Below are 19,385 nucleotides of genomic sequence, written 5' to 3' on the forward strand. Positions count from 1 at the left end.
CCCACAGGCGGCCATTGCCCTCTCTTCCTCCGATCGTTATGCTTGCCGATCACCGGCGCCCGGCGCCACGGCTCATTTCTCAACCGACGGGATCTCGCATGCTCAAATCGCAAAGGCTCGCCACGCTTCCGATCGATTCCTACGACCTTGCCGAAGATCTTGCGGTCATCGATTCCAACGATGCCGGGGGTGAGTACGACGCATTCTCCTTCGGGTACTGGTCCGCGCATGTCCTCGCAAACTCCGGAGGCAGCGGACAGGACACCGCCTTCCGCCCCTACGAGGGTCAGCTCACCCTGACTGACCTGGGCAGGAAGCTTCCCGGAATCATGTCTCTGGTCACCGACAACTTCCCCCTCGAAAGGCTTCAGTGGGTACGCGTATTCGGCCTCAGTGACGGAATTCTCGCGCCACACGTCGATTTTCTAGAATTCTCCGAGCCGGGTACGAGGCTTCAGATACCCCTCCGTACCGACGAGGATTCCCTGCATTCCGAGAACGACATCGTCTATCACCTCCGGCGTGGTGAGGTATGGAAAATCCACACCACCGTCCCGCACTCGGCCCGCAGCGTCTCACCGCTCGCCAGGCTGTCTCTCTGCCTTGATTTCTCGGACGCCGAAGCCCCGATCGAAATCAAGAACCCGATCCCCTCGGAGCTGCCCGTCCGCATCATTTCGCGTCCTCCGGTCTCGGACGCCGACATGGCGGAGCTGCTCTCCTCCGCGGCCGATATGAACGCCGACAACCTGCGCGCCTCCTTCCGGAAGTTCGCCGCGGTCCACTTCACCCGCCAGGCCGATGCGACGGCGGCGTTCGACTGGTTCGTCGAAGCCGCCGTGCGCACCGGGGACGCCGCACTGGTCGCGAAGGCCGAGGCGTTTCGGACGTACTGCATCGAGAAGCGCGGCTACCGCGAGGCGTTCGACTGGTGAGGCACCAGGGACAGGGGCCGCGCCCCGTGGCCGGGCAGCGCCTTGCGGTCGAGCTTGCCGTTGGGTGAGACGGGCAGACCGTCCACCAGCCACCAGCGCACCGGCACCATGTAGTCGGGCAGGACCGCGAGCAGCGCCCGGCGCAGTTCCGGGGCCGGCGGCGGATCGCCGGTGAGAGCAGCGTGCAGCTCCACCGCCCCGTCGGCCCGCGCCACCGCGAAGGCCGCGGCGTCCTTGACCCCGGCGAAGTCCGCGAGGCGCGCCTCCACCTCGCGGGGCTCCACGGCATTGCCCCGGATCTTGATCAGGTCGTCCATCCGGCCGAGCAGCTGGAGCGTCCGGTCGGCCGCCCGCCACACCCCCCGGTCCCGGGTGCGGTACAGCCGCTCGCCCGGACGGAACGGGTCGGGCACGAACGCGGTGCGGCTCAGCTCGGGGTCGGTGTACCCGAGGGCCACGCCCGCACCGCCGATGTACACCTCCCCGACCTCCCCGTCGGGCACCGGCACGCCGTGCTCGTCCAGCACGTAGACGTACGTGTTCCACACCAGTGACCCGACCGGCGGCCTCGGTTCGAGATTGCCGGCCCCCGCGCTCATCGAGTGGGCGGCCACCATGTGGTTCTCGGCCGGCCCGTAGTGGTTGTGCAGCGTGAGCTCCGGACGGCGCGTCAGCAGCCCCTCCAGGGCCTCCGTGACCCGGACCGTCTCACCCGCGCTGATGATGTGGCGCAGGTCCGGGGCGTGCTCGAAGTTCACCGGCAGCGCCATGACCACGTCGATGAGCGACTGCGGGAAGTCCACGACCTCGATGCGCTCGTCGACGACGAAGTCGACCAGGTCCCGCGGATCGCGCCGCACATGGGACTCCGGCACGTACAGGCACCCGCCCGAGGCGAGCGTGTAGAACATCTCCTGGACCGACACGTCGAAGGTCAGCGGAGCCACCTGGAGGACCCGCCGCCCGCGCCCGAGCCCGGAGCCGTCCACCTGCCAGGAGATGAAGTTGGCCAGGCAGCGGTGGGTCTGGACGATGCCCTTGGGGTTGCCGGTGGATCCGGAGGAGAAGATGACGTACGCGGGATCCTCCGGCGCCGGCGCCCGGCGGACCGCCGGCGCCCCGACGCCTGCCGGATCCGGGGCCACCAGACCTGCCAGAGAGGTCGACCGCACCCCCGGGGCGCCGGTGTCCAGCGCCGCGGGATCGGCCAGGACCAGCAGCGCCGCGCTGCTCGCCCGCAGGATCTGCTCGATCCGCTCGGGCGGGTACGTGGTGTCCACCGGGAGATAGGCGGCTCCGGCGCGCAGCGTGCCCAGGAGCGCCGCGGTGAAGTCGGCTCCCGCCCGCGCCGCGATGAGCACGGTGTCGCCGCGCCCGATGCCGAACTCGCGCCCGAGCCGGCCGGCGACGGTGTCCGCGAGCCGGTCGAGTTCCGCGTACGTCACCTCCCGGCCGGGCTCGCGCACCGCGGGGGCCCCCGGGTGCGCGGCCACCTCGCGGTCGATCAGCTCCAGGACCGAGGACACGCCGGTGTCCACCACCGGCCCGGCGTGCCCCGGGGGAGCGGTCGGCGCGGTCATCGCCGTGCCCCCGCCCGTCCCTGTTCCTCCCAGGACCGGGTGACCGGCTCCGGCAGGAAGGAGTACGGGTCCTGCGGGTCGTCGGCGGTCGCCTCGACGGCGATGCGGTGACCGACACCGAGGTCGCGGGCGAGCTCCTCGAACACCTCGACCATGACGAGGTCTTGGAGCGCCAGGCCCGTGGAGTCGTAGACGGTGCGGACCGGGGACAGCCTGCGGTGGGCGTCCGGGTCCAGCAGGACCTCGGCCAGCGAGGGCCCGATCTCCTCGGGGGCGAGCTGCTGGCAGTCGCCCTCGGCCCGCGCCTGCGCCACGTGGTCGGGGACGACGACGGCGTTGCGCAGCAGCTCCAGCGGCAGCTCGGTCTTGCCCGGCATGTCGGAGCCGATGGTGTTGACGTGCACCCAGGGCTTGAGGTTGGTGCCCCGGATGACCGGGCCCGCGTACGGCGCGACCGACGTGGCGGTGCACAGGACGTCGGCCCGCTCCTCCACCTCCGCCAGCGGGGCGATCCGTACGGCCCCCTCGGGCAGCCGGGACCTGGCCGCGAAGGAGTTCTCCGCCCGTACGTCCTCGTCGCACACCAGGATCTCGGAGAAGGAGAAGACCCGGGACAGGGCGTGCAGCTGGGTCACGGCCTGCGCCCCGCAGCCCACGAGGCCGAGGACCGCGGAGTCCGGGCGGGCCAGCACCCGGCTGGCCAGCGCGGACGCCGCGCCGGTGCGGACGGCGGTGGCGAAGGTCCCGTCGATGACGGTCCGCAGGTGGCCGCTGTCCGCGTCGAAGGCGCACAGGGTGGACAGGATGGTGGGCAGCTGGTTCTTGGCCGGGTTGTGCGGGTTGTAGCCGACCATCTTCATGGACACGGTGGCGCCGTGCCGGAGCGCGGGCATCCACTCCAGCAGGCCCAGATGGGGGGTCTCGATGAGGAAGCCGTCCCGCTGCTTCATCTCCACCGGTGCGTCGCTGCCGGTGGCGAGAACGGATTCCAGACGGGCGATCGTCAGATCGTAGAGTTGCCCCAGCCCCACCTTCGAGACGATGGTGGCGATGGCTTCGGCGTCGACTATGAGCGTGCGCTCGGCGTGCAAGGGTCTCTCCTGGCGCTCAGTGTGCGGGCTGGTCCGAAGAAGGTGAAGGAACAGGGGATTTCGACGCGGTCGAGGCGCCGCGCCCGTGCCAGGACTCCCACAGCCCGGCGTACGCGCCGCCCGCCGAGACGAGCTCGTCATGAGCTCCCTGCTCGGTGATGCGGCCGGCCTCCATCACGACCACGCGGTCCGCGTCGTGGGCGGTGTGCAGCCGGTGGGCGATGGCGATGACGGTGCGCCCGCGCAGCACTCCGGCGAGCGAACGCTCGAGGTCGCGGGCGGCCCGCGGGTCGAGCAGCGAGGTGGCCTCGTCGAGCACCAGCGTGTGCGGGTCGGCCAGGACGAGCCGGGCCAGGGCGAGTTGCTGGGCCTGGCCGGGGGACACCGGGTTCTCCTCGGTGCCCAGCTCGGTGTCGAGACCGTCGGGCAGGGCCCGGACCCAGTCCTCGGCGGCCACGGCCGCCAGGGCCGCCGTCACCTGCTCGTCCGTGGCGTCCGGCGCGGCCAGCGCCACGTTCTCGCGCACGGTCCCGAGGAACACGTGGTGTTCCTGCGTCACCAGTGCGACGTGCCGGCGCAGTTCTTCCAACGGCAGTTCGTGGACCGGCACTCCGCCCAGCGTCATCGATCCCGTGCGCGGCTCGTGGATCCCCGCGAGGATGCGGCCCAGGGTCGACTTGCCGGCCCCCGAGGGGCCGACGATGGCGATGCGCTCGCCGGCTCCGACGCTGAGGCTGACGTCCTCGATCACGTCGTGACCGGTCCGGTAGGCGTAGGCGACGCCCTTCGCGGCCAGCCGGTCGCCCTCGGGGCGCCGGTCGGAGTTGTGCTCGGGGCCGGCCTCGGCCTCGACGCCGATCAGGCGGGCCAGCGAGGCGTCGCCGACCTGCAACTCGTCCAGCCAGCCGAGGAGTTCGTCCAGCGGGTCGATCACGGCCCGGGTGTAGAGGGTCGCGGCGGTCACCTCGGCGAGGCTCACCCATCCCTCGATGTAGAACAGGCCGCCGAACAGCAGCGTGGCGGCGACCGGCAGCACGTAGCCGAAGTCCATCAGCGGGAACCAGACGCTGCGCAGGAACAGCGTGCGCCGCTCCGCGCCGTTGGCCCGTACGACGTCCTCGTCGGTGCGGCGGATGCGCGGGCCGGACCGGTGCAGCGCCTCCACGGTGCGGGCGCCGGTCACCGTCTCGGACAGGCCCTGGGCGAGGTCGGAGTAGGTGGCCGCCTCGGCCAGGTAGGCCTCCCGGGCACGGGTGAGGTACCAGCGGGTCGACCAGACGATGAGCGGGACGGCGATGAGGCACGGCAGGACCATGATCGGGCTGGTCACGACCAGCGCCACCAGCGTCAGCCCCACCGACAGGCTCGCCACCAGGATCGACGGCGCGCCCATGCGCACGGCGTTGGACAGCGAGTCCACGTCGCGGGTGCTGCGCGTCAGCAGGTCGCCGGCCCCGGCCTTCTCCACCGTGCGCAGCGGCAGGGTCAGGACCCGCCGGATGAACCCCTCGCGGATGTCGGCCAGGACCAGCTCACCGAGCCGGGCCCCCTGGAGGCGGGCCGTGCGGGTGAACACGCCCTGGAGCAGGAGGAGTCCGGCGATCATCGCCACGGTGATGTCCACCTGGTCGGCGGTGATGCCCTTCTCCACCTCCCCGACCAGGCGGCCCAGCAGGGCGGGCACGACCAGACCGCAGACCGTGGCGAGGACGAACCACAGCACGGTGCGGGTCAGCAGGCCGGTATGGCTGCGCACCAGGCCCCGTACGTGACGGCGGACCGTCTTCGCGTCGGCTACCGGAAGACTCACTGGGCACTCCTCTGAAGGCGGCTGTCGGAAGGGCGGGGGACGGTGACGGTCACGTCTCCTCCCGCATGACGGCGGCGGCGTACACGGACGCACCGGTGGCGAGCTCCCGGTGCGTACCGGTCACGACGACCTTGCCGTCCTCCACGAAGGCGACCTCGTCGGCCTGGTCGAGCAGCAGCGGGCTGTTGGTCACGACCACGGTCGTGAGCTCGGCCCGGGACGTGTGGAGCCGCTCGGCGATCACCGATTCGGTGTGCGCGTCCACGGCACTGGTCGGATCCACCAGGACGAGGACCTGAGGCCGCGCCGCCAGCGCGCGAGCGAGCCGCAGGCGCTGCTGCTGGCCGCCGGAGAAGGACGAGCCCCCTTCGGTGACGACGGTGTCCAGGCCGTCCGGCAGGGCGTCGACGATGTCCTGCGCGTTGGCGTCGTGCAGGGCCTGGGCCCGCACCTGGTCCGAGCGTCCGCCGAGGTCGTCGGCGAGGACACCGGAGAAGAGGGCGTCGTCGTTGCGGGTGACCATGACGAGCTCGCGCACCTGGTCCAGCGGCAGCGAGTCCAGGGGTACGTCGCCGACGGTCACCTGGCCCGGGGCGTAGCGCCCGAGCCGTTCGGCGATCTCGGCGCCCTCCTCCGCAGTGGCGGCGGCGATCGCGGTCATCAGGCCCGGGCGGACCCGCAGCCCCGAGTCCGCGTCGTACAGGCCGGGCGCCTCGGCGAGGTCGGCCCGCGGGGCGTCCGAGCCGGCGTCGGGCTCGAGGGCCAGCACCCGCACGACGCGCTGCGCCGCCACATCGGCGCCGACGAACGACTGGACCGCCGAAGTCGCCGTGCGCATCGGCAGCATGAGGAACGCGGCGTAGCCGTAGGCCGCGACGAGCTCACCGGCGGAAAGGCTGCCTCCGACCGCGAGGCGGGCACCGATCCAGACGACCGCCACCACGAAGATGCCGGGGAGCAGCACCTCGGCGGCGGGCAGCACCGACTCCACCTTCGCCACGTGGACGCCCGCTTCCCGCAGACGCTGCGAGTCCTTGCGGTAGCGCTCGCCGAAGGCGGCCTCGCCGCCGATGCCGCGCAGGACGCGCAGACCGGACACGATGTCGCCGGCCCGGTTGGTCAAGTCGCCCTGCAGGTCCCGGTAGCTGCCGATCCGCTTGTGCAGCGGGCTGAGCAGCGGGCCCGTACCCGCGAGGAGGACGGGCACGCCGATGAGGACGAGCAGGCCGAGGGTGACCGAGGTGGAGAGCAGCACGATGGCCACGAGCACCACGGTGACCACGCTGCCGATGCCGCGGGCGAGCGCCCCGGGCAGGGCGCCGATGCGGGTGATGTCGGCCGTGCCGACGGCCACGACCTCGCCGGCGGAGATCCGCTTGGGCAGGGTCGCGCCCAGGCGCGCCGCCTGCGCGGCCACGAGGCGGAACGTCAGGTAGTTGGCCTTGAGCCGGCCGATCGTGTCACAGCGGTGGCGCAGGACGCTGCCGGCGGTGGTCACCAGGGCGAGCCCGACGATGACGCCGGTCCAGACCAGCAGCAGGTCGGTGTCCTTCTGGGCCATGGCGTCGATGGCCCGGCCGATGGCGAAGGGGGTCAGGCCCATGCTGGCCATCCACAGGCAGCCCCACACCACCCCGAGGAACAGCGTGCTCGACTGCCTGCCGATCAGCCATCGAAGATAGTGCCGGGGCGATCGGAGGTCCGGATCTCCCAGCTCGGGCAGCGGATCGTTGCGTGGCAATGCGAATTCCTTCGGGGTCGGGGGGCGCGAGTGGGCGTCCCCGGTCAGCTGTGCGGCGCGAGCAGGCCGAGGACGAACGCCCTCAGCTCGGCGGTCACGCGGCGTGGATCGGCGTGGTGGTAGAAGTGGTCTCCGGGGAAGGTCCGCACGGTGGCGGCGCCGGCGGACCAGGCGGGCCACTTGCGGATGTGCTCGTCGGTCACTCCGGCGTCGTCCTGCCCGCGCCAGGCGCCGACCGGACAGGGCAGGAGCGGGTCCTCGCCGGGCGGCGCGTAGGAGTCGCAGAGGGCGATGTCGCCGCGCAGGGGCCGCGCCACCGCCGCGGCCAGGCGGCTGTTGGCGGCCAGGGCGGCGGGCACGGCTCCGTCCGCGACCAGTTCGGCGACGAGTTCCTGGTCGGTCAGCCGCAGTGAGCCGTCGGGCTCGCCCTGGTCGTCGGGGGCCCGGCAGGCCGAGGCGACGAACCCGAGGGGCCACCGGCCGTGCTCCCGGCCCATGGCGCGGGCGAGTTCGTAGCCCACCAGGGCGCCCATGCTGTGGCCGAACACGGCGTAGGGCAGGTCGAGCCGGGCGGCCAGCGCCGGCGCCAGCTCGTCGAGCACCTGCGCCATGCCGGTCGCGGGCTCCTCGCGCCACCGGCTCTCGCGGCCCGGCAGCTGTACGGCCAGCAGCGCCACGTCCGGGCCGAGCAGCTCCTGCCAGGGGCGGAACTGAAAGGCGCCGGAACCCGCGTGGGGCAGGCACACCAGGAGCGCCTTGGCGGTGTGCGGCGGGTCCCACTCCACGAGGGGCCCCGGCGTCACGGCCGCCCCGTTCACAGCCGCCCCCGCAGGTCGTCTGCGGCCGGCCTAGGAAGGCCGCGCGAACGGGACGCTTCTGAATGGAGGCACACTGTTTCCCTTGTCAGTCGAAGGTGGCGTTCAGCGGTCGTCGCGAACGGTCCGTGCCCGGCGGCCGGAACGGCTTCAACGGTGGACGCGGTATGAGGATTCGGCGGAGCGGCCGTCATGTACTGACCCTCGAGTGGGAACTCGATTCGAGATACACGACCCCTGCCTAGTTGCCAACATTCCTATCACGGAATGGACTTGGAATGTCAACGGATGAATTGCGCCTCTCCCTGCCGTCGTCCGCGTCACGGCGGGCCTCTCCACGGGCTTTTCCGCCCCCATGGTTTATGAGTCCGGTCGAGTCTGCCTCGAGTTCCGCTTCCGGTCGGCTGGAAGGCGCACGGAGAAAGCTCGATCACCGTTTCGGCCCGTGATTCACTGGCGAGGAATTTACGGGTAAGAGGTCGGTCGACCTGGAGCCTTGTCGGCCAGGGTGTTTCGACGTATTGAGGCGTACCTCTGGCCGGTCGGCGTGCGAGGAGATCCCAATGCCGCCGCAGCAGGTGTCCAGAACCCCGCCCCTGACGGGGGTGTGGGATGAACGCGTGAAGGTTTCGTGGCGATACAGCGCAACGGGGCCGAGGGGGTGTGCATGGCGCAGGAAAAGCGCGGCGTAGCCATGGTCTCGGGTGCGTCATCGGGATTCGGCAGGAGAATTGCCCAGGTCTTGTGCCGGCAGGGCTACTCCGTGGTGGCGCTGGCGCGCAGAGCGGACCGTCTGAAGCTCTTGGCGGACGAGGACACCACAGGGGCGATCCTGCCGCTGGTCGCCGACGTGCGCGACCGGGAAGGGCTGGCCCTGGCCCTCGACGAGCTGCCGGCGGAGTTCCGCGACATCTCAGTGCTCGTCAACAACGCAGGTCTCTCACGGGGGTTCGGCCCCCTCCAGTCGGGCAGCGACGACTCCTGGCGCGAAATGATCGACACCAACATCACCGGCCTGCTGAACCTCAGCGGCCTCGTGCTTCCCCGGCTCGTCTCGCGCGGCTCCGGACACGTGGTGAACATCGGCTCGATCGCGGCGAACTACCCGTACATGGGCGGGAACGTCTACGCCGCCACCAAGGCGTTCGTCCACCAGCTGTCCCTGAACATGCGCGTCGACCTCCAGGGGACCGGCGTCAGGGTGAGCTGTGTGGCCCCGGGCATGGCGAGGACGGAGTTCGCCAAGGTCCGCTACGACGGGGACGAGGAGTCCGCCGATGCCCTCTACCGGGACATCGAGCCGCTCACCGCCGAGGACGTGGCCGAGGCGGTGGCCTGGTGTCTCTCGCAGCCTGCCCGCGTCAACGTCAACATGATCGAACTCATGCCGGTCGAGCAGCACTTCGGGCTGGGCTTCGCCGGCAGCCCGCCCGCCCCGCCGGGTGGTGCGCAGGGTGCGTGAGTCCGTGCTGACCGCCCCCCGGAGCGGGAGCGCGCCGGACGTGCTCGTCGCCAGACCCGCGCGCCCCGAGGACGCGGAGCAGATCGCGCTGCTCTCCGCCCCGTTCGTCGAACAGGGCCTGCTGGTCGCTCGCCCGCTGGTCGAACTCGCGGCCGTGGCACAGGACTTCGTGGTCGCCTGCGAAGGGGATCGGCTGGTCGGCTGCGCCGGGGTGGCGCCGGCCGGGAACGGCCTCGTCGTCTACAACCTCTGCATCGCGGCCGACCGGCAGGGCCGGGGAATCGGCCAGGACCTGGTCGGTATCGCCGAGAGCACCGCCAGAGAACTGGGCTACAGCTCTCTGCTGGCCCTGACCCGGCACGGCGGGGAATGGTTCGGGAAGCTCGGCTTCACGGAAGTCCCGGCGAGCGAGACCCGTGAGGAATGGCGCACTCTTTTCCGTCCGGGCCGAAAATCCACCCTCTACCGGTTGAGGCTCACCTCCGAGCAGTCCGGAAACCGAAGCACGCCCGCGTGCCGACTCAAGCAGACCAAGGAGTGACCCAGTTGATAATCTGCGGCTTGAAACTCACACATGACGGTGCCGTCGCCCTGCTCGACGGCGACCGTCTCGTGTTCAGTGTGGAGATGGAGAAGCTGGGGAACGGCCTGCGCTACAGCACCGTCGCCGACTTCAGCCTGATCCCCGGAGTCCTCTCCGACTTCGGCTACAAGCCGGACGACGTCGACCAGTGGGTCATCGACGGCTGGGACGGAGACGTCTCCGGAACGGTGGCCCTCCTCGACCGGGGGGCGCCCGCGGAGGTCGTGGTCGGCCCGTACCGGGAGTCGGCGGCCTGCCCGAAGCTGGACGCGCCGAGCGTCTCGGGCACCTTCCCGATGGACGGCGGCAGCTACCCGTACACCAGCTACCCGCACGCGGCCGGCCACGTGGCGAGCGCCTACGCGTCCAGCCCCTTCGCCGAGCGCGGCGAGGGCTCCTTCGTCCTGGTCTGGGACGGCGGTCTCTTCCCCCGCCTCTACTGGGCGGACCCGCGCGACGGCGTGGAGAACCTGGGCGAGCTCTTCCCCCTGATCGGCCACGCGTACGCCATCGCGGGACACCACTTCGGGCCCTTCCGCAAGACCGTCCAGTCGCCCACGGTCGACGACCTCTCGGTCGCCGGCAAGCTCATGGCGTACATCGCGCTGGGCCGGGTGGACGAGAGCGTCGTCGCGGTCCTGCGGGAGGAGTTCCACCGGGTCTTCGAGAGCGATGAGCCGGCCGCCGTGGAGTACCGCGCGACGGTCGGCGGGTACGGCAGCCTCTTCGAGCCGTCCGTGCCCCCCATCCACGAGTTCTTCTCCGCCGTCCGCGCCCGGGTGTCGCAGAACGGGATCAGCGACGAGGACGTCCTGGCGAGCGTGCACGCCTTCTTCGAGGGCCTTCTGGTCGAGCGGATCACCGCCAAGGTCCGCGCCGCCAAGGGCGAGGGCCCGTGGAACCTGTGCTTCGCCGGCGGCTGCGCGCTCAACATCAAGTGGAACAGCGCGCTGCGCGAAGCGCCGGACTTCCGCGACGTGTGGGTCCCGCCGTTCCCCAACGACTCCGGCTCCGCCATCGGAGCGGCCGTCCTGGGCCTGGCGCAGCAGGGCGGTCTGGCACCGCTCGCGTGGAACCCGAGGCTGGGCCCGGCGCTGACGCCGTCCCCCGAGCTGCCGGCCGGCTGGTCGGCGTCGGCCTGCGCTCCGGAGGAGCTCGCCGCGATCCTCCACGAGACCGGAGAGCCCGTGGTGGTCCTGCACGGGCGGGCCGAACTCGGCCCCCGCGCACTCGGCGGCCGCAGCATCCTGGCGGCGCCCGTCAGCGCGTCGATGAAGGACGAGCTGAACCGGGTGAAGGACCGCGAGCCCTACCGGCCCGTCGCCCCCATCTGCCTCGAGGCCGACGCACCGGAGATCTTCGCTCCCGGCACTCCGGACCCGCACATGCTCTTCGACCACGAGGTCCGGGCGCCGTGGGTGGACCGGATCCCCGCGGTCATCCACCTGGACGGCACCGCGCGCCTGCAGACGGTCGGCCCGGCGGACGACGACCTGCTCTTCGCCGTGCTGACCGCCTACCGGCGGCTCAGCGGCGTCCCCGTGCTGTGCAACACCAGCGCCAACCTCAACGGGCACGGCTTCTTCCCCGACGTGGCCTCCGCCGCCGAGTGGGGCAGGGTCGCCCGGATCTGGAGCGACGGGACGCTGTACCAGCGGACCGACGGCTGAGCCGAGGCGTGGCACCGGAAGCACACCCCGGCACCGCCCGGGACGTGGCCGCATCGCTCGTCGCCGTCCTGCCCCGGATCAGGGAGCTGCACGGCCGGACCGTGGTCGTGGTGGCCGGGCACCCCGTGCTCGCCGACGACGGGCTGCGGCACGCGTTCTGCGGCGACATCGGCTTCCTGCGGTACAGCGGGGTGAGGACCGTCCTGGTGCACGACGGCGGCCCGCACCTCCCGGCCTGGCTGGACGACGGCCCGGCGGCGCTGCGCACCCATGTCGCCGGCTCCGTACAGCGGCGGCTCGTGCAGAGCCTCAACGAGCACACCACGCTGGCGGTCGGCCTCACGGGTGAGGACGGCCGCACGCTGGAGGTCGGCGAGGGACAGGAGGTGCGGGTCGATCCGGGGGTGCTCCGCGTGTTCCTCGACAGCGGCCGCATTCCGGTGGTGTCGAGCATCGGGTACGGCGCGGACGGCGGCATCCGCCACCTCGCCGCGGCATCGGCCGCCACCGCTCTCGCGTCGGCGCTCGATGCCGCGCTGGTGCTGCCGGCCGAAGCCGCCGGGGCGGGCCCGGCGTCCGCCGCCGTCGTCGACATGGCCGTGCCGCACGCCGTGCTGCGGCATCTCCACCGCCTCTGACGCGGCCGCACCGCGCGGACCGAACCTAGGTTCGGTTCGCGCGGCGCAGGAGGAGGGTGACGAAGCCGAGGGTGCCCCGGTAGCCGTGGAGCCATGCCGCGCGGTGCGCGGCCGCGGCCTCGAGGGCCTGGGCGTGGTCCGGGTGCTCCGGATGGTCGAGGGCCCAGCGGGAGAGCGACCCGGTCCAGGACCACTCGTAGTCGTCCCACTCCTGGAGGGTGCTGACGTGCCCGTGGAGCGGCACCCAGCCGGCGGCCGAGACGTGGTCGACCGTCGCCGCGAGGTCGTCGTAGTCATCGGCGGCGAAACCGGCGTCGAGGATCTCGCGGCCGGGTTCGCGTTCCCAGAAGCACTCGCCGAGCAGGACGCTGCCGCCCGGGGCGAGCTGGCTGTCGGCGGCCTTCAGGGTGGGCAGCAGGCCGCCGAAGGCGTGCGTGGCGCCGATGCTGAGCACCAGGCCGTACCGGTGCGGGGAACTGAACTGCGCGGCGTCCTGTGCGTGGAAGGCGATCCGGTCGGCGAGCCCCGCCTCCTCGGCGGCGCGGCGGGCGGCGGCGACGGCCTGCGCGTCGCTGTCCACGCCGTCGGCGCGCAGGTCCGGGCGGGCGGCCAGTGCGCGCATCAGCCACGTCCCGGATCCGCACCCGAGATCGAGCAGCCGGGCGCCGGTGCCGGGCCGGGCCCGGTCGAGGAGGGTGCGTACGGAACCGTCGCTCAGCGGAGCGGCGACGGGGTGGTCGGTGTGGGCGATGGAGCTGATCTGTCGGCGGTCCATGACGCCACCCTGCCTTCCCGGCCGTCCCGCGTCCCGCGAAACGCCCCGATGCGTCCGACCGGGCGACCGATGGCCGTGTGACCCCGTGTGCGTCCGGATCGAGCGGGTAGGCCGGGACGGACGACGAAATGATGATGGGCGGTCGCATGCGAAGCGTGGGAGTCGAGGAAGAGCTGCTGCTGGTGGACGAGGACACCGGGGAGCCGCTGGCGGTGGCGGGAGCCGTGCTCGCCGCGGCCGACCGGGCCGCCGGAGCCGACGGCGCGGAGAACGGCGAGGAGGGCGGCCACACGTTCGAGGCGGAGCTCCAGGAGGAGCAGGTCGAGTTCGCCACCAAGCCGGTGACGGAGATGGGCGAGCTGCGGGACGAGATCGTCCGGTGGCGCGCCGAGGCCGCCCGGCACGCCGCGGTGGCCGGAGCGGCCGTGGCCGCCGTCGCCACCTCCCCGCTGGCCGTGCGGCCCTCGATGTCCCCGGGGCGCCGCTACGCGTGGGTGGCGAGGCAGTTCGGCATGACCGCCCAGGAGCAGCTGACCTGCGGCTGCCACGTGCACGTGTCCGTCGAGTCGGACGAGGAGGGCGTCGGCGTACTGGACCGCATCAGGCCCTGGCTCCCCGTGCTGACCGCCATCAGCGCGAACTCGCCGTTCTGGCAGGGCGAGGACACCCTCTACGGCAGCTACCGGAGCCGGGTGTGGAACCGGCTGCCCTCGGCGGGCCCAGTGGACGTGTTCGGCTCCGCGGACCGCTACCACGCGGAAGTGCGGGCCATGGTGGACTCGGGGGTGCTCCGCGACCGCGGAATGCTCTGGTTCGACGCACGGCTGTCCGCGTCCTACCCCACCGTGGAGATCAGGGTGGCGGACGTGTGCCTCGACGCGTCGACCCCCGTCCTGCTCGCCGCCCTCGTGCGGGCCCTGGTGGAGACCGCGGCCCGGGCCTGGCAGGCCGGCGAGCCCCCCGCGCGGGTCAGCACCGGCCTGCTCCGGCTCGCGTCCTGGCAGGCGGGCCGGTCGGGGCTCGACGGCCCGCTGCTGCACCCGCAAACGCTCCGGGAGGCCTCGCCCGAGGAGGCGCTCGAAGCGCTGTACCGGCACGTCGAGGACGCGCTGGCCGACTCCGGCGACGAGGAGCTCGTCCGGGCCGGGATCGCCGGCCTCCTGGAGCACGGCAACGGGGCGCGCGTCCAGCGGGCCCTGCTGCGGTCGGAGGGGGACCTCGCCTCGGTCGTCCGGCACTGCGCCCGCAGGACCGTCGGCGAGGCCTGACCCGCGCGGCTCAGCGCCGGCCGAGGAGCGAGCCCAGCCCGAACTCGAAGCGCGCGTCGAAGGACCCGGCGGCCATGTGGCCGAGGGTTCGGTGGACGGCGGGGTGGCTCGCCTCGGAGACCGCGTCGGCCGGCCGGCCGCCCAGGGGCTGGCGCTCGGCCGCCTGCTCCTCCTGGGTGAGGCCGAGGGTGAAGTAGACGAGCGCCCAGGTGGTCCGGGCGGCCTCCCGCTCGCCCCGGCCGCCGTCCAGGAGCGCGCCGACGACCGCTTCGGCCAGAGCCAGGGTGTGCGGTTCGGCGGCGTAGGTGCCCACGACCAGTGCCGCCCCGTCGCGGTGGGCGAGCAGGGCGCGGCGGTAGCGGCGGACCGGCTCGCCGACCCGCGGGTCCGGCTCCCCGGGCAGGCCGCTACTCGCCGAAGGCCTGCGGATCCCGGCCGGCCACTTCGCCGTGCTCGACACCCGGCTCGACGTCCGGGACCTGGACACGCCCTTCCCGTCCACCCTCTTCCTGCCCCAGGCCCGTAACGCCACCCGGCTGGCCGCCGCGTACCGGCGCGGCCGCGTGCTGCTGGCGGGCGACGCCGTGCACCAGCACTTCCCCGCCGGGAGAGTCGGCAGAACGTCGGCATCCAGGACGCGCACAGCCTGGGCTGGAAGCCGGCCGCGGCCCCGAACGGCCGGGCGCCGGACGGCCTGCTGGACACCTACCACCGCGAACGCCGCCCAGTCGGGGCCCAGTTGGCTGAGCACAGCCTCGCCCAGACCGCCCTGATGACCACCTTCACCCCCGAGGGGCTCGCCCTGCGCTCCCTGCTCGACGGGCTGATCGCCACCCGGCCGGCGTTCGGCCCCGCCCTGGCCGAACGCCCCACCGGCCTGTCCGTCTGCCATCCCGCCGCAGCCGCGTCGCGCCGGCCGGGCCTCAGGCGCCGGCGGCCGCCCGCCGGATCGCCGTGAGGGCGCGCGCCACGTCCTCGTCGGTCGTCGACCAGTTGCTCACCGAGATGCGCATGACGCGCCGCCCGCGCCAGGTGGAGCCGCTGATCCACGCCGTGCCGTCGTCGAGCAGCCGGGCGAGCACCCGTTCCGTGCGCTCGTCATCGCCGAACCCGGCGCAGACCTGGGTGAACACCACCTCGTTGAGGACGGTCGCGCCGTCCGTCCCGGCGATGCCGGCGGCGAACGCGGCGGCGTGCCCGCACAGCCGCTCGACGAGGCCGGCCACGCCTGACCGGCCCAGCGACCTGAGCGCCGCCCACACGGTGAAGGCCCTGCCGCGCCGGGAGAGCTCCGGCACCTTGTCGACCGGGTCGCCCTGTTCGTCCTGGATGAGGTAGTCGCCGCGCAGCCCCATCGCCGCCCGGAGCGCGGACGGGTCGCGCACGAGGGCGAGGCCGCAGTCGTAGGGGACGTTCAGGGTTTTGTGGGCGTCCGTCGCCCAGGAGTCGGCGTCCGCGCAGCCCGCCGTCAGGTGCGCGTACCTGGGGGAGGCGGCCGCCCACAGTCCGAAGGCGCCGTCCACGTGCACCCACGCGTCCGCCTCGCGCGCGGCACCGATCGCCTCGGGGAAGGGGTCGAAGGCCCCGGAGTGGATGTCTCCGGCCTGCAGGACCACGAGCGTCGGGCGCTGCCCGCCGGCCGCCAGGGCGCGGCGCAGGGCCGCCGGGTCCATGCGCCCCTGCCCGTCCGCCGCCACCAGCTCGGGCCGGCCGAGCCCCAGGTAGCGCAGCGCCAGGTCGACGGCCATGTGGCGGTCCTCGCCCGCGATGACGCGGACGCCCGGGCCGCCGGTGAGCCCGTCGCGGGGGACGTCCCAGCCGGCGCGCCGCAGCACCTCGTCCCGCCCGGCGGCGAGGCAGGTGAAGTTGGCCATCGTGGCACCCGTGGTGAAGCCGACGGCGCCGGTGCCCGGCAGGCCGAGCAGATCCAGCAGCCACGCGCCGGCCACCTCCTCCACCGCCGCGCACGCGGGCGAGGCGGCGCGCATCACGCAGTTCTGGTCCCAGGCGCTGACCAGCCAGTCCGCGGCGAGCGCGGCCGGTTCGGTGCCCCCGACCACGAAGCCGTAGAAGCGGCCGCCGGGAAACGCGGTGAGCCCCGGCTCGCAGGCCGCGGCGAGCAGGTCCACGACGTCGGCGGGCGGGCTGGGGGCGTCGGGCAGTTCGTCACCGAGCGCGCGCACGATCTCGTCGACCGAGGCGCGGGCGGGAACCCGGCGGTCGTGCAGGCTCGCCAGCCAGCGGACGGCATGGCCGTGTGCCCGTCGGAGCGCTGCCTCGCGCGCGTCCATACCTCGGACTATGCGGCAGCGGCCGGCGCCCCGCAAGCCACCGGCCGGACCCTCAGGCCAGGGGCAGGCTCTGCTCGGACCAGACGGTCTTGCCCCCCGCGGTGTAGCGGCTGCCCCAGCGGTGCGAGAGCTGCGCGACGATGTACAGGCCGCGGCCGCCCTCCTCGGAGTTCCGTGCCCGCCGCATCCTCGGCTGTGTGTTGCTGGAGTCGGAGACCTCGCAGGTCAGGGTGTCCGCCCGGATCAGCCGCAGCCGGACCGGCCCGCCGGCGTGGCGAATGGCGTTGGTGACCAGCTCGCTGACGATGAGCTCGGTGCTGAACGCGAGCTCATCCAGCTCCCAGGTGCTCAGCTGCTCCAGGACGAGATGGCGCGCGTCGGCGACGACCGCCGGGTCCGCGTCGAGCTGCCACGTCGCGAGGGAGCCCGCGTCCACCACCCGGGTACGGGCCAGCAGCAGGGTGACGTCGTCCCTCAGCCTGCCCGGCGGCAGCCCCTCCACGATGTCGTGCCGGGCCTGGCGCAGCGGCCGGCCGAGCACGTCCGCGCGCAGCAGCCGGTCCGCCAGGTCGTGCATGCCCTGGTCGATGTCGCCCTCCCCGCGCTCGATCAGCCCGTCGGTGTACAGGGCGAGGACGCTGCCCGCCGGCAGTTCGCGTTCGACCGGCTCGAAGGGCCAGCCGCCGACCCCCAGCGGCGGGCCGGGGCTCAGCTCCACGTACTCCACGGTTCCGTCCGGGCTGACCACGGCCGGAGGCGGGTGTCCGGCGCTCGCCATGACGCAGTGCCGCGTGACCGGGTCGTAGACGGCGTACAGGCAGGTGGCCCCGGCCGGCCCGCTGGGCGCCGGCGGGCCCGCCTCGCCGTCCTCGGTGTCCTCGCTCTCGGCCTCGGCGACGACCTGCAGGACCATGTCGTCCACGTGCGCCAGCAGCTCCTCGGGCTCCAGTTCCAGGTCCGCCATCGCGCGTACGGCGCTGCGCAGGCGGCCCATCATCGCCGTGGCGTACAGCCCGTGGCCGGCCACGTCGCCGACCACCAGGGCGACCCGGGCCGAGGACAGGGGGATGACGTCGAACCAGTCGCCGCCCACGCCGCTGTCGGTGTCCGCGGGCAGGTAGAGGCTGGCGGCTTCCAGAGCGGGCGTCTCCGCGGTGGCCGGCGGCAGCAGGCTGCGCTGCAGGCCCACGGCGGTGCGGCGCTCCTTGGTGTACCGCCGCGCGTTGTCCACGGCGACGGCCGCGCGGGCGGCGATCTCCTCCAGGAGCGCCAGGTCGTCCTCCTCCAGCGGGGGAGTGTCCCCGGTGCGCCAGAGCATGAGCCGTCCGAACCCGATGCCGCGTGCGCACAGCGGCGCCGTCATCGCCGAATGGGCGCCCGGGACGGCGGCGGCCCACTCCGGGGCCGCCTCGCCCAGGGCCGCCCCGGGCGGGGTGCCGAGGCCGGTGGCCAGCTCTCCCCGGCACTCCCGCGTCCGGGTCGGGCCGGACCGGTGCGCGCCCGGCTCGTCCGCGTTCGGCTCGTTCGCACCCGGCTCGTTCGCGCCCGGCTCGTTCGCGCCCGGCTCGTTCGCGCCCGGCCCGTTCGCCGCCGGCGGGGAAGCGGCCGGGGCGGGGGGATCCGCGAAATGGGCCGTACCCGTGCGCAGCACGTCCGGGTCCGCCCCGGCGACCGCCATCCGGATCAGGGGCAGCGGCTGGTGCCCCTGGGCGGGTGGTTCGCCGCCGGTCAGAACGGTCTCCGCGAGATCCACCGCGGCGCAGTCGCCGAACGTGGGCGCCAGGACTGCGACCAGGTCCTCGACGGTGCGCAGCACCGACAGCGAACCGCCCAGCGCTCCGGTCGCGCGGTAGAGCAGGTCCAGGCGCCCGCGCGACCGCTCGTGGTCGGTGACGTCGGTGAACACCGTCGCCACCCCCATCGGATGCCCGTCGGGCTCCTGTAGCCGGAAGGCCTGGATGGTCACGATCCGGCCGCCCCTCGGGTCGTCCAGGGTGCGCGTGGTGGCGTTGAACCCGATCAGGGGGTTCCCGGTGTGCAGGACCTCCCGCAGCCGGTCCTCGATGATCCCCGCGTCCTCGGCCCACAGGAAGTCGGCCAGGCGCCGGCCGCCCAGGTCGACGGGCACGCCGGTGTACGGCAGCAGGTGCGTGTTCGTCCGCAGCAGGCGCAGGTCCGCGTCGAAGACGGCCAGGCCCACGCGGCCCTGGAGGAACAGTTCGTGCGTGAAGGCGTGGTCCTGCCGCCAGCGGGCGACCAGCTCCAGGGGCGCGCCGAGCACGAGGCAGCGGGCCGCGCCCCCGGGCGCGCCGTGGTCCAGCGGGATGACGCGGAAGCCGACCTCCAGCTCTCGGCCCGAGCCGTGCCGCAGCGTGGCCCGGCCCTGCCACCCCTCCCGCTCCCGCGCGCCGCCCCGCCCGCCCTGTGCCAGCACCGCCGCCCAGCTGCCCGCGTCCGCCAGGAGGTCCCGTGCCGGCCGGCCGCACACGTCCGCGGACCGGCGCTGCAGCAGGGCTTCGGCCGCCGGTGTCCAGGCGGTGACCGTCCCGGAGTCGTCGAGCAGCGCCGCGGCCGTGTCCGTGACAGCGAAGGGATAGTCCTGGTTGCTCTCAGTGGCGCGCATGCGTGCCCATCTCGTCCGCCGGTCCCGCTGTCCTCATGCTGGTCGATGTCCGCAACGAGAGCCAGAGGCGCTGCTCCATCCGGCAGCGCTGCGGGCGTCAGTC

At 73.2% G+C, this 19,385-nt stretch carries 15 protein-coding genes and 1 pseudogene; 7 read left to right on the plus strand and 9 right to left on the minus strand.

The window, feature by feature from the left end:
- Positions 1 to 98 precede the first annotated feature (98 nt).
- Entirely contained in the window at positions 99 to 935 is an 837-nt protein-coding gene (locus AB0D66_RS12780) for a putative nonproteinogenic amino acid hydroxylase (RefSeq protein WP_362300992.1), read from the plus strand.
- Here AB0D66_RS12780 and AB0D66_RS12785 read toward each other — a convergent pair.
- The 5 genes from AB0D66_RS12785 to AB0D66_RS12805 are packed head-to-tail and all read right to left on the minus strand — an operon-like array spanning position 911 to position 7,960.
- Positions 911 to 2,515, minus strand: a complete 1,605-nt coding sequence (locus AB0D66_RS12785) for an amino acid adenylation domain-containing protein (RefSeq protein WP_362300995.1) — start codon at positions 2,513 to 2,515, stop codon at positions 911 to 913. The genes AB0D66_RS12780 and AB0D66_RS12785 overlap by 25 nt on opposite strands.
- The gene (locus AB0D66_RS12790; protein ID WP_362300998.1) at positions 2,512 to 3,606 is read right to left on the minus strand and encodes an ornithine cyclodeaminase family protein; all 1,095 of its coding nucleotides are present in this window, start codon (positions 3,604 to 3,606) and stop codon (positions 2,512 to 2,514) included. The genes AB0D66_RS12785 and AB0D66_RS12790 overlap by 4 nt, the downstream gene beginning before the upstream one ends.
- A 16-nt stretch (positions 3,607 to 3,622) precedes the next feature.
- Positions 3,623 to 5,416, minus strand: coding sequence for an ABC transporter ATP-binding protein (locus AB0D66_RS12795; protein ID WP_362301000.1), 1,794 nt, complete (start codon positions 5,414 to 5,416; stop codon positions 3,623 to 3,625).
- A gap of 49 nt (positions 5,417 to 5,465) precedes the next feature.
- Complete coding sequence (locus AB0D66_RS12800; protein ID WP_362301003.1) at positions 5,466 to 7,157, minus strand: ABC transporter ATP-binding protein; 1,692 nt, start codon at positions 7,155 to 7,157, stop codon at positions 5,466 to 5,468.
- Between the two features lie 44 nt (positions 7,158 to 7,201).
- Entirely contained in the window at positions 7,202 to 7,960 is a 759-nt protein-coding gene (locus AB0D66_RS12805) for an alpha/beta fold hydrolase (protein ID WP_362301006.1), read from the minus strand.
- 679 nt (positions 7,961 to 8,639) lie between these two features.
- On the opposite strand from AB0D66_RS12805, the gene AB0D66_RS12810 reads away from it, so the two are divergent.
- Genes AB0D66_RS12810 through AB0D66_RS12825 form a run of 4 tightly spaced genes read left to right on the plus strand, consistent with a single transcriptional unit; the run spans position 8,640 to position 12,325 of the window.
- A complete protein-coding gene (locus tag AB0D66_RS12810; RefSeq protein WP_362301008.1) occupies positions 8,640 to 9,434 on the plus strand; it encodes an SDR family NAD(P)-dependent oxidoreductase in 795 nt (264 codons plus the stop codon).
- Positions 9,427 to 9,975 (plus strand): GNAT family N-acetyltransferase, encoded by a 549-nt coding sequence (locus tag AB0D66_RS12815; protein ID WP_362301011.1) that lies wholly within the window; start codon positions 9,427 to 9,429, stop codon positions 9,973 to 9,975. The genes AB0D66_RS12810 and AB0D66_RS12815 overlap by 8 nt, the downstream gene beginning before the upstream one ends.
- Before the next feature lie 20 nt (positions 9,976 to 9,995).
- Positions 9,996 to 11,687, plus strand: a complete 1,692-nt coding sequence (locus AB0D66_RS12820) for a carbamoyltransferase N-terminal domain-containing protein (protein WP_362301014.1) — start codon at positions 9,996 to 9,998, stop codon at positions 11,685 to 11,687.
- Positions 11,688 to 11,695: 8 nt separating this feature from the next.
- On the plus strand, positions 11,696 to 12,325 hold the full coding sequence (locus AB0D66_RS12825; protein ID WP_362301016.1) for a hypothetical protein: 630 nt from the start codon (positions 11,696 to 11,698) through the stop codon (positions 12,323 to 12,325).
- Positions 12,326 to 12,350: 25 nt separating this feature from the next.
- Here the strand turns inward: AB0D66_RS12825 and AB0D66_RS12830 are convergent, their stop codons facing one another.
- On the minus strand, positions 12,351 to 13,100 hold the full coding sequence (locus tag AB0D66_RS12830; RefSeq protein ID WP_362301020.1) for a class I SAM-dependent methyltransferase: 750 nt from the start codon (positions 13,098 to 13,100) through the stop codon (positions 12,351 to 12,353).
- Positions 13,101 to 13,246: 146 nt separating this feature from the next.
- Between AB0D66_RS12830 and AB0D66_RS12835 the strand changes: the two genes are divergently transcribed.
- Positions 13,247 to 14,368: a glutamate--cysteine ligase gene (locus tag AB0D66_RS12835; protein ID WP_362301023.1), complete on the plus strand. Its 1,122-nt coding sequence runs from the start codon at positions 13,247 to 13,249 to the stop codon at positions 14,366 to 14,368.
- Between the two features lie 10 nt (positions 14,369 to 14,378).
- On the opposite strand, the gene AB0D66_RS12840 is transcribed toward AB0D66_RS12835, so the two are convergent.
- Entirely contained in the window at positions 14,379 to 14,855 is a 477-nt protein-coding gene (locus AB0D66_RS12840; RefSeq protein WP_362301027.1) for a TetR/AcrR family transcriptional regulator C-terminal domain-containing protein, read from the minus strand.
- Between the two features lie 7 nt (positions 14,856 to 14,862).
- Between AB0D66_RS12840 and AB0D66_RS12845 the strand changes: the two are divergent.
- Positions 14,863 to 15,263: pseudogene (locus AB0D66_RS12845) on the plus strand (FAD-dependent monooxygenase); the annotation flags it as partial.
- 28 nt (positions 15,264 to 15,291) lie between these two features.
- On the opposite strand, the gene AB0D66_RS12850 reads toward AB0D66_RS12845, so the two are convergent.
- Together AB0D66_RS12850 and AB0D66_RS12855 are read right to left on the minus strand one after the other, a co-directional pair.
- Entirely contained in the window at positions 15,292 to 16,659 is a 1,368-nt protein-coding gene (locus tag AB0D66_RS12850; protein WP_362301030.1) for a pyridoxal-dependent decarboxylase, read from the minus strand.
- A 52-nt stretch (positions 16,660 to 16,711) separates the two neighbouring features.
- Positions 16,712 to 19,282: a SpoIIE family protein phosphatase gene (locus tag AB0D66_RS12855; protein ID WP_362301033.1), complete on the minus strand. Its 2,571-nt coding sequence runs from the start codon at positions 19,280 to 19,282 to the stop codon at positions 16,712 to 16,714.
- Positions 19,283 to 19,385: the final 103 nt, after the last annotated feature.

It is taken from the genome of Streptomyces sp. NPDC048270, from assembly GCF_040652335.1.
Classification (GTDB): domain Bacteria; phylum Actinomycetota; class Actinomycetes; order Streptomycetales; family Streptomycetaceae; genus Streptomyces.

Bases quoted from the DNA above. Each gene is read 5' to 3' on its own strand.
- AB0D66_RS12780 (WP_362300992.1), top strand. From the start codon at position 99: ATGCTCAAATCGCAAAGGCTCGCCACGCTTCCGATCGATTCCTACGAC.
- AB0D66_RS12810 (WP_362301008.1), top strand. From the start codon at position 8,640: ATGGCGCAGGAAAAGCGCGGCGTAGCCATGGTCTCGGGTGCGTCATCG.
- AB0D66_RS12855 (WP_362301033.1), bottom strand. From the start codon at position 19,282: ATGCGCGCCACTGAGAGCAACCAGGACTATCCCTTCGCTGTCACGGAC.
- AB0D66_RS12835 (WP_362301023.1), top strand. From the start codon at position 13,247: ATGCGAAGCGTGGGAGTCGAGGAAGAGCTGCTGCTGGTGGACGAGGAC.
- AB0D66_RS12830 (WP_362301020.1), bottom strand. From the start codon at position 13,100: ATGGACCGCCGACAGATCAGCTCCATCGCCCACACCGACCACCCCGTC.
- AB0D66_RS12850 (WP_362301030.1), bottom strand. From the start codon at position 16,659: ATGGACGCGCGCGAGGCAGCGCTCCGACGGGCACACGGCCATGCCGTC.
- AB0D66_RS12785 (WP_362300995.1), bottom strand. From the start codon at position 2,515: ATGACCGCGCCGACCGCTCCCCCGGGGCACGCCGGGCCGGTGGTGGAC.